The 8,824-nt window shown below is 70.2% G+C and carries 11 protein-coding genes; 4 read left to right on the plus strand and 7 right to left on the minus strand.

Annotation, left to right across the window (positions count from 1 at the left end; genetic code table 11):
* Positions 1–6 precede the first annotated feature (6 nt).
* The 4 genes from QZY48_RS03610 to QZY48_RS03625 all read right to left on the minus strand — a co-directional run bounded on the left by QZY48_RS03610 (position 7) and on the right by QZY48_RS03625 (position 4,443).
* Positions 7–237 carry a hypothetical protein gene (locus QZY48_RS03610; protein WP_295427835.1) on the minus strand — a complete coding sequence of 77 codons (231 nt, stop codon included), beginning with the start codon at positions 235–237 and terminating at the stop codon, positions 7–9.
* 148 nt (positions 238–385) lie between these two features.
* Positions 386–3,307, minus strand: a complete 2,922-nt coding sequence (locus QZY48_RS03615; protein WP_295427838.1) for an ATP-binding protein — start codon at positions 3,305–3,307, stop codon at positions 386–388.
* Positions 3,308–3,378: 71 nt separating this feature from the next.
* Positions 3,379–3,546 carry a hypothetical protein gene (locus QZY48_RS03620; RefSeq protein ID WP_295427840.1) on the minus strand — a complete coding sequence of 56 codons (168 nt, stop codon included), beginning with the start codon at positions 3,544–3,546 and terminating at the stop codon, positions 3,379–3,381.
* A 51-nt stretch (positions 3,547–3,597) separates the two neighbouring features.
* Positions 3,598–4,443: an extracellular solute-binding protein gene (locus QZY48_RS03625; RefSeq protein ID WP_295427842.1), complete on the minus strand. Its 846-nt coding sequence runs from the start codon at positions 4,441–4,443 to the stop codon at positions 3,598–3,600.
* Between the two features lie 145 nt (positions 4,444–4,588).
* On the opposite strand from QZY48_RS03625, the gene QZY48_RS03630 reads away from it, so the two are divergent.
* From QZY48_RS03630 to QZY48_RS03645, 4 genes are all read left to right on the plus strand, one after another.
* Entirely contained in the window at positions 4,589–5,155 is a 567-nt protein-coding gene (locus tag QZY48_RS03630) for a Sua5/YciO/YrdC/YwlC family protein (protein WP_295427845.1), read from the plus strand.
* Positions 5,156–5,321: 166 nt separating this feature from the next.
* Positions 5,322–5,534, plus strand: a complete 213-nt coding sequence (locus QZY48_RS03635; RefSeq protein ID WP_295427848.1) for a Trm112 family protein — start codon at positions 5,322–5,324, stop codon at positions 5,532–5,534.
* Positions 5,535–5,855: 321 nt separating this feature from the next.
* Positions 5,856–6,365, plus strand: a complete 510-nt coding sequence (locus tag QZY48_RS03640; RefSeq protein ID WP_295427851.1) for a hypothetical protein — start codon at positions 5,856–5,858, stop codon at positions 6,363–6,365.
* Between the two features lie 40 nt (positions 6,366–6,405).
* Positions 6,406–6,777, plus strand: a complete 372-nt coding sequence (locus tag QZY48_RS03645) for a hypothetical protein (RefSeq protein WP_295427854.1) — start codon at positions 6,406–6,408, stop codon at positions 6,775–6,777.
* 433 nt (positions 6,778–7,210) lie between these two features.
* Here the strand turns inward: QZY48_RS03645 and QZY48_RS03650 are convergent, their stop codons facing one another.
* The 3 genes from QZY48_RS03650 to QZY48_RS03660 are packed head-to-tail and all read right to left on the minus strand — an operon-like array spanning position 7,211 to position 8,650.
* Positions 7,211–7,687 carry a hypothetical protein gene (locus QZY48_RS03650; RefSeq protein WP_295427857.1) on the minus strand — a complete coding sequence of 159 codons (477 nt, stop codon included), beginning with the start codon at positions 7,685–7,687 and terminating at the stop codon, positions 7,211–7,213.
* Entirely contained in the window at positions 7,684–8,238 is a 555-nt protein-coding gene (locus QZY48_RS03655; RefSeq protein WP_295427858.1) for a nucleotidyltransferase family protein, read from the minus strand. The genes QZY48_RS03650 and QZY48_RS03655 overlap by 4 nt, the downstream gene beginning before the upstream one ends.
* Positions 8,239–8,269: 31 nt before the next feature.
* A complete protein-coding gene (locus QZY48_RS03660; protein WP_295427860.1) occupies positions 8,270–8,650 on the minus strand; it encodes a clan AA aspartic protease in 381 nt (126 codons plus the stop codon).
* Positions 8,651–8,824: the final 174 nt, after the last annotated feature.

Consider the following 8,824-nt stretch of genomic DNA (forward strand, 5'->3'; position numbering starts at 1 on the left):
CTCGCCTCAGACCGACGAGCCGCGGCTCGCACGCCAGGCATCGAAAGACGCGCCGGCCTTGATCATCGTTCCGGCCGTAGGGTCGACAAGCGACAGCGCAGTCCACCGAATCCCGCGCCGACGCTGGTGGACTGCGCTGCGCTTGTCCACCCTACGATGCCGCGTGGCCGAAACCATGATCAAGGCCGACGCGCCACCCGCTGGGGGAATAAGCAGAATCGACAGGATCTTGCGCAATTATACGTCCAATAGTCCGGGGTCTCGCTTTGTGCCGGCCTGTAGTCCTGCGATTAAGTCTCTTATTTACAATAATTTACCTTATGGCGACGGCGTGGCCTCGGCGGCGCACAGAGGTCCCCTCGCCCCCGGTTCAAAATCAAGCAGTTTACTGCTGCGGATCGGGTTCCAGTTGGGCCAATGCGGCATCGAAGCGCAGCGTCTGGATCAGCTCGGCCAGGGCCTGGGTCGCTGCCTCCCCATAGTGCCTGGTCAGGACCGGGCGCAGTTCGCTGAACAGGTCCCGGGCCGCCAGGTCACGGCGCCGCAGGGCGGCGCACAGGGCCGCGAGCGCCGCCGGGTCGAGCGGTGCGGCGCCGTCCGGGTCCGCGGCCCCTGGGGGCGGGGTTTCCAGCCAGGGATTCAGGGCGGCCAGCAAGGCGTTGAGTTGCGCCTCGAACTGCGTGAGCAGGCCCGCGACCTCGGGACCTCCCGCGGCGATGCCCAGTTCCAGCGCCAAGGCGGTCGCCGCCAGGTCGCGGGCGCCGATGTTGCCCGCGATTCCCCGCAGCGCATGCAGCCGGCGGGCGGCCGCGGACCCCTGACCATGCGCCAGGTCGTCGCGGATCTGCCGCGTCTCCACACCGAAGCGGGCGGCAAACCGGCGCACCAAACTGAGAAAGAAGGTCCGGTCGTGGCCGAGCAAAACGGCCGCCCCGCGGGTGTCGAGGCCGGGGATGGCGGGAAACTCCGCCGGGGCTGCGGGGCCCGGGTCCCCGGGTGGCGCGGGGGCCGGTGCCGGGACCGGCGCCTCGGGCAGGGGCTCGCTCCAGCGCCGCAGGACCGCGACCAATTCCTCCAGGTCCACCGGCTTGGTCAGGAAGTCATTGACCCCGGCGGCGCGCGCCGCCTGCTGCTGTTCGGCCAGCACCGCGGCCGAGACGGCGATCACCGGCAGGTCGACCAAGGCGAGTTCGTCGCGGATCGCGCGGGTCGCGGCCAGTCCATCCATCACCGGCATCTGAATGTCCATGAGGACGGCGGCGAAGCCGTCGGGTTGCGTGCGCAACTGCTCCAGGGCCTGGCGACCGTCGGCGGCCAGGGTGACGCGGGCGCCCTCCCGCCCGAGTGCCCGTTCAAGCAGGTCCCGGTTCATATCGCTGTCGTCCACCACCAGGTAGTGCAGCCCGTGCAGGCGCGGCCCGGTCCGGTCCGCGGCCGGCGCCACCGGGGGCGTGCGCGACTGCGCGTCGGCGGCCCGTGCGCAGGACAGCTCGAACCAGAAGCGGCTGCCGACCCCGAGCGTGCTCTCGCAGCCGAAGGTCCCGCCCATCAGCTCCACCAGGTGCTTGCTGATGGTCAGGCCCAGCCCGGTGCCGCCGAAGCGCCGCGTGATGGTGGCGTCGGTCTGGGTGAAGGGCCGCCCCAGGATACCCAGGTCCGCGGGCGCGATGCCGATCCCGGTGTCGGTGACCTCAAAGTGCAGGCGCACCGCGGCGGCCGGGGTCTCCTGTTGGCGCACCCGGACCAGAACCTCGCCCCGCTCGGTGAATTTCACCGCGTTGCCGACCAGATTGACGAGGACCTGTTCGAGTCGCAAGGGGTCCCCCAGCACGCGGGGCACCAGGTCCGGCGGGGTCTCGATCCGGAACCCAAGCCCCTTGGCGCGGGCCATCTCACCCATGAGGCTCTCGACTTGCGCGAACAGGGGCGCCGGTTCGAAGGGCCAGGTCTCCACCCGGATCTGGCCCGCCTCGATCTTGGAGAAATCGAGGATATCGTTGATGATGCCGAGCAGCGAGCGGCCGGCTGCGCGGATCCGCTGCACGATCTGCCGCTGCTCGGGTGCCAGCGTGTCCGCCTCCAGCACCTGCGCCAGGCCGAGCATGGCGTTCATGGGCGTGCGGATCTCGTGGCTCATCTGGGCCAGGAACTGGCTTTTGGCCGCGTTGGCGGCCACCGCCTCGGCGGTACGCCGCGTGACCCGCTGCTCCAGTTCCGCATTGAGCGTGCGGATCGCCTCCTCCGCCTCGCGCCGTGCCGTGATATCGGTGGTCACGCCGCCCAGTCCGGCGACCTCCCCCTGCGCATTGCGCAACGGGAATTTCGTGGAGATCACGATGCGGGTGCTGCCGTCCTCGCGCAGCAGTTCCTGTTCGAATTGCCGGGTGAGGCCCTGCTCCATGAGCTCCTCATTGTCGGCCCAGAGCCGGTCGGCCGTGACCGGCGCGAAGACCTCGCGTTCGGTCCGGCCGAGCACCAGGTCGGCGGGCTTACGGCAGATTTGCAGGTGCGCCGCGTTGGTCGAGGTGTAGCGGTGTGACCGATCCATGGCGAAGATGGCGGAGGGCGCGCTGTCGATGATCTGCCCCAAGAGTTCGCGGCTGGCGTGCCACTCGGCCGTGCGCTCGGCGAAGCGCCGATCCATCACCGTATTGGTGGTCTCCAACGCCGCCTGGGCGCGGCGGCTGTCGGCCAGCCCCCGCCGAATCCAATACAGGCCCAGGCCGGTGAGCCCGATCGAGAGCAGGCTGCCCACACCGACGGTCGTCAGGGCGACCGCGGCGCTGCGCTCCGAGTCGCTCAGCCGCTTTTTCAGCAGCCCCCGCTCCCCGGCCTCCAGGTCGGTGACGAGGCGCCGGATGGCCTGATGTAACCGCTCTTGATCGCGTTGGGCGATCCTTTCCCGTGCGGCCCCGAATCCCTCCCGCTGCCGCGCCTCGAGCAGGACCGCGAGCTGGACCATGCGCTGTTCACTCAGGACCGCCAGCGCGGGTAAGTGCCGCACCTGCTCAGGGTTCTTGACCAGACGCCCGACGCGGCCAAGGTTCGCATTCAGGTCCCGGGCGGCGTCGTCGAAGGCACGCAGAAAGTCGGCGTCGCCGAGGGTGACATAGTTCAGGGCCGCCGCTTCGGCCTCGGCGGTCGTGGTCAGCACGCCCTCCAGCGCACCGATGACCTCCTGCGCATGGGCCACCCGGGCGCCGTCCTCCTGGAGCCGCAAGATCGCCAGGAACGAGGCCAGCGCGACCGCCATGGCGAGGCCGACGCCCAGGATGACTCCGAGCAGGAGCCACCGCTCGGCGGTCACCACCCGCGGCGGGGGCAGCGGGTCCGCGCCGTCCCGGGGGGCCCGGCCGCGGGGCGGCGTTGGGTCCTGCTTCAGAAGGGGCTGCCGGGCGGCTTGCCCAATTTCTTGGGCATCACCGCCACGGGGCGCAAACCGGTGCCGGCGGATTGGGGCAGGTTGGCGCCGCCGCAGGCAGTGAGCCATCGCCAGTGGCTAGCGACGTACACTACCTGATCGTAGCGGTGTTCATCTGTGTTCATCTGTGTTCATCTGTGGAGTTTAGGATCATCGTTGACGGCCCCGGGCCGCGCTCACCAGGCGCTGCCGTCGCGGCTCAGGTCATTGAGCCGGCGGGCCAGCCCCGACAGGGCCGCGTCCGGGGTCTGCTGACCGCTCAGGACCGCGCGCACGGCCGCCGCGAAGGCCGCGCTCACCTGCGGATACTGCCGGCCGGTAGTGGTCGAGGGGCGCGCGACCAGTCCGGGGAGGGCGCCTGCCAGGTCGGACAGGTGCGGCCGGGCGTCCAGCAGGTCCGGGTCCGTGTAGAGGTCGGCCCGGGTCGGATTGAACCCGGCCGCCTGCGCGCGCTGCCGCTGCACCGCGGCGCCGGTGAGATACAGCACCAGGTCCGCGGCCTGCGGGGTGTGGCGACTGTAGCGCGACACCGCCAACTGACCGCCGCCCAGGGTTGCGGCCGGGCCCAGGGCCGCACCCACGGCCAGGGCGGGAGGGCGGGCGCCGCCGCCCTCGCCCTGGGGCAGGGGTGCTACCGCGAAGCGGTCGGCGACCGGTGTTGCGACCCCCTGCAGGGTCGTCCAGGCGCCGGACCAATGGCGCATGAAGGCGACCTGCCCGGCGCCGAAGGCGGCCAGGTTATCCGGCGGCGTGGCGTGCAGCACCGCCTCCGGCGTGATGCCGCGCACCCAGTCCGCGGCCCGCTGCAGGGCGAACTGGGCGCGGGGATTGTTCACCGAGACCCGTCCATCGGGCTCCACCAGGGTGCCGCCGCCCTGGCTTGCGATCCACTCCAGGGCGGTGGCGGTGAGCGCCTCGTCCTCCCCGCCGGCCCAGACGAAGCCCCAGAAGCCGGGATTGCCCAGCAGCCAAGCCGCGCCGAGGGCGCGCAGGGGGCGGGGTAAGGTTGCAGCGATGGACATCATTAGGTCAGCCGTTATGGACAAGTCACGGGTGGGGACCACGCCGGGTTTTTCGTCACCGGCGCCCAGCCCGTAGAATAAGCCCGAAGCCGTCGCGTTGTCCGCCACCTCCCATCAACCCCGGCACCGAGGGCCGCCCAGGACCATGACCGCACCCTTTCTCAATCACCGGCTGCGCCTCGCCGCCCGGGTCATCGCGGGCGGCGGTCTGGTCGCCTATCCCACGGAGGCGGTCTATGGGCTGGGCTGCGACCCCTGGAACCGCGCGGCGGTCATGCGCCTGCTGGCGCTCAAGCGGCGCGACCCGGCCAAGGGTCTGATCCTGATCGCCGCCCGGCCGGAGCAATTGGTCCCCTTCGTCGCCTGGCTGCCGCCGCAGCGCATGGCGGTGATCCTGGCCTCCTGGCCGGGCCCCCACACCTGGCTGCTGCCGGTGCGGCCCGAGACCCCAGACTGGCTCAGCGGCCGCTTCGACACCCTGGCGGTGCGGGTCACCAATCATCCCCTGGCCGCGGGCCTGTGCCGCGCCTGCGGCGGGGCCATCGTCTCCACCAGCGCCAACGTGGCGGAGCGCCCGCCGGCGCGCTCCGCCTTCGGCGTCCGCCGCGGCCTGCCGGGCGGTCCGGACCTGATCCTCGTCGGCGCCTGCGGCGGGGCGGACCGACCCTCCAGCATCCGCGACGGGCGCACCGGGCGGGTGCTGCGCCCGTGATCCCGGAAGGCGTCGTCGATTGCCCCTTGCGCAGGGCGACGCGGTGCTTTACCGCGGCATGGCTCTGAGGCCATCATCCCGCTCCACCAGACCGGTACCGCGGCACCCCCCGCCGGCCGGTCCCACCCAACCCCGATGGCAACGCCCAAGAAACTGGAGAATCAGGATGCTGGACAAGAATCTGCTGGAGATCCTCGTGTGCCCCGTCACCAAGGGACCGCTGATCTACGACAAGGCGCATGGCGAACTGATCTCGGTCTCCGGCCGCCTGGCCTACCCGATCCGTGACGACATCCCGGTGATGCTCGAGGAGGAGGCGCGTGTCCTCACCGCCGCGGAGGCGGACGCCTACCGCAAGGGGGGGAGTGCAGAAATCTGAACCGCGCGGCTGGGCCATGCGCTCCGTGCCCTGGCCTTCACCGCCCAGGCCTCGCTGCCCCGCATCAGCCCGACCTGGCGCAACGCCGACAATGCCCCAGGCTGGCTGGACCAGGCCGAGGCGCTCCCCGCCGGACTCGGGCTCGGGGTCAAGGCGCTGAACTACGCCCGCCGCAAGCTCAAGGAGCGCGGCGCCAAACAGGCGTGCGAGGCACTCAACGGCCTGGAGGGCCTCGACACCACCGAGATCCTGGCCAAGCTGCCCTGGTTCCTGGGCCTGGATCTGTGCGCCCACCGGGCCGACCCGCGCGCCCTGCCGCCGGTGGTCTTCATCGATACCTACGAGGCGCTCTGGAGCGACCGCCCGGACAAGGCCGGCGCCGCGGCCCTGGAGACCGACGCCTGGGTGCGCGAGCTGGTGGCCGCTGCCCCCGGCGTGCTCTTCGTCTTCTTCGGCCGCGAGCGCCTGGGCTGGGACCGGCGCTTCCCGCGCGACTGGGGCGGCCTGCTGGCGGACCAGCACCTCGCCCAACTGTTGCAGGCGACCGACCGCCTGCCCGAGGCCGAGCCGCCGCTGCGCCGGGCGCTCCTGATCCTACTAGCCTTCACCCGCACCACCGGCCACGCGCACCCGCACCTGCGCCTGTTTCTTGCGAACTACCGCTCGCCCCTCGCCGCCTGGTCACCGGACCCGGCGGAGTCCGCCCGCCGACTCGCGGACTTAGGCGCGAGTCCGGCCTGCCGCCGGATGAGTGGGACCGCCTGCTCGCGGGTTGAGGCCGTAGGGTCCGCTGCGCGGACCCGCACCGCCGCGGTTTCTCAGGCGTCGTAATGACTTCGCGCCGACGTGCGGCGCCTGGCGGGAGAGGCTTATGTCTAAGGCAATTGTCGAGATCCCACGCCGCGGGGAGTATTTCCAGCGCGCCTTGGAGGTTGCGGCCTTGGTGGACGCCGGTCAGCCGGTGCCGGAGGCGGATTACCACCTGGGCTACTCCAGCGCGGCCCAGCTCTTTGGCGAACTGACCCCGGCGCGCCTGGCGCTGCTGGAGGCGCTCAAGGTGCTGGGACCCGCGTCCGTCGCGGCCCTGGCCGGCCATGTGAGGCGCGGCGAGACCGAGGTGCAGGCCGACACGCTCAAGCTGTCGGACCTGGGACTGGTGGAGAAGACTGCCGCGGGGCTCCTGTGGGTGCCCTGGGAGGAGATTCAGATCCGCGTGAATCTCTGCGGTGCGCAGGCGGCATGACCCGGATAGCTCATGAGTCGGCGCGGACCTCGCAAGCGGCCCTGGCCTCGTCGCGGCTGAAGCCGCTCCCACGGGGGCTCTCATTTCACCGCCCCAGCGGCAACTCCATCCGGAACCGGCCCCCGCCACCGGACGGTGAGCACTGGATGTACCACCCGATGGACGCCTTCCGCGCCGCGCCGACAGGATCGACCTCCGCGGACGGGTAGCGACCCCAACGGGGTCGAACATACCAGCCCAGGGCAACGCCCTGGGTATCGAGACATAATGGAGTTCAGCCCTGAAAGGGCGCGACATAGGGACGGCCGGATGTCACGCCCTTTCAGGGCTGGGCCGACTGAACGACGCTATCCCAGGGCGTTGCCCTGGGCTGGTATGTCACGCCCCGTTGGGGCTTGAGCCGCTGCCGGGGCTGGCCGCGCGCTCCCGGGCGTCACTCGTCGTGGGCGGCAACGCTCAGAAAGCGGTCGAGCGTATCGATCTCGGCGAGGAGGCGGGGCGCTGCGGTGATCAGACGCCGACGCAGTGTGTCGAGACGCCCGGCGTCCAGGTCGACCGCGTAGGCGTGGCGAAAGAAATGCCGGAATGACATCAGCTCGCGCAGGACGCGGACCGACTCCGGTGAGAATACGGCGGGCCGGACGCCTTCGATTGCGAGCCCCATGACGTGCAGGAGAGACTGATGCCAGTCCGCGCCGGCGGGCAGGTCGCCGTCGAGCTGACGGGCCAGTCGCGTCATGATGGCCTCGATCGAGCCATAGGCGTGATGCAATGCCACCGCGGCCTGGGCGTGCGGCGCGGGCCCGGACGCCGGACCCAGATCGACCGATCCCAGTTCGGCCACCCGTTTGGCAAAGGCATCACGGTCGAACCGGAGCTCCGCCCGCAGGCGTTGCACGAGGGCGTTCACAGCGCTTCTCCCTCGACTTCGAACCGCTCGCTCAGGGTCGGCGGTGCCTCTTCCATGCGGATCAGGTCCACCGGGGCGCCGAGGATCTCCATCAGGTCCGCCAGTGCCTCGAAATAACGCGCCCGATCGAGACCGGACACGGCCAGATCCACATCGCTGTCTGCCCGGCAGGTGCCGTTGGCCAGGGAACCGAACAGGCGGACGTCGGTGACACCGTAAACGTCGCGCAGGCGGGCGGCGGCGCCGGGCAGGCGGGCGCGCAACTGTGCGGCACGGCGGGCGCCTTCAGACTGGGCGGCTTCGCGTCGTCGGCGCAGATGCCGGGCGGTATCGGCGGGTATAACCGGGGTGGACATGGCGACAGTGTAGACCGGCGGTGGTCGGTGCCGGAAGGGCATTCGGGCGACGGAATAAACCGCGGGGACGGGGAGAATGCCCCGTCCTGCCCTGAGGGTCTCGTCCATCCTGCGGATCACCTCGATCCACAGGGCTTTGCCCGTCGCGGCGTCCGCGGGGCCCGGCTCGGGTTTGTCGCGCTGGGTTGCGGTCATGCTGAGGGTCGGCAATGCGCCCGCGCAAGCGCTACTTGGTGACGGCGACCGGCAGATAGGGGCTGGCCGGGTTGACCGTCAGCGTCTGGGTACTGGGATTGATGACCAGGTCCATCATCTCCAGCGGCACCGCCCCCAGCAGGGGTTCGTCGCCCAATACCAAGGCGGACAGGTCACAATAACGGTCCCCGAAATGGACCCGCAGCGGCCCCACCATCGGCACCGGTTTGCGGGAACCGTCCGCGAGAACGACCTCGCGGGTGCCGACTTCCTCCAGGTCGAACCCGAGTTGGAGCGCGACGTGCCCGGGGATGATCATGAAGACGGCACCCGAATCGACGAGTGCCTTGACCGACATCTTGCGCTGTCTGAAGGTGCTCTCGAGCACCACCTCGGCATAGGTGAGTCCCATCGCTTGACCTCTCTGGATTAGTAACGAGTCAAGAACAAGTTAAACACAATCGTTGTCGTTGTCGTTGTCGTTGTCGTTGTCGTTGTCGTTGTCGTAATCGTAATCGGAGAAGCGATGCAATTTGGCGTGCGAGAGAATCCGGGGCGCTACGATAACCTCGATTACGACAACGAC

The sequence above is a fragment of the uncultured Thiodictyon sp. genome (genome assembly GCF_903828115.1).
Taxonomy (GTDB): Bacteria; Pseudomonadota; Gammaproteobacteria; order Chromatiales; family Chromatiaceae; genus Thiodictyon.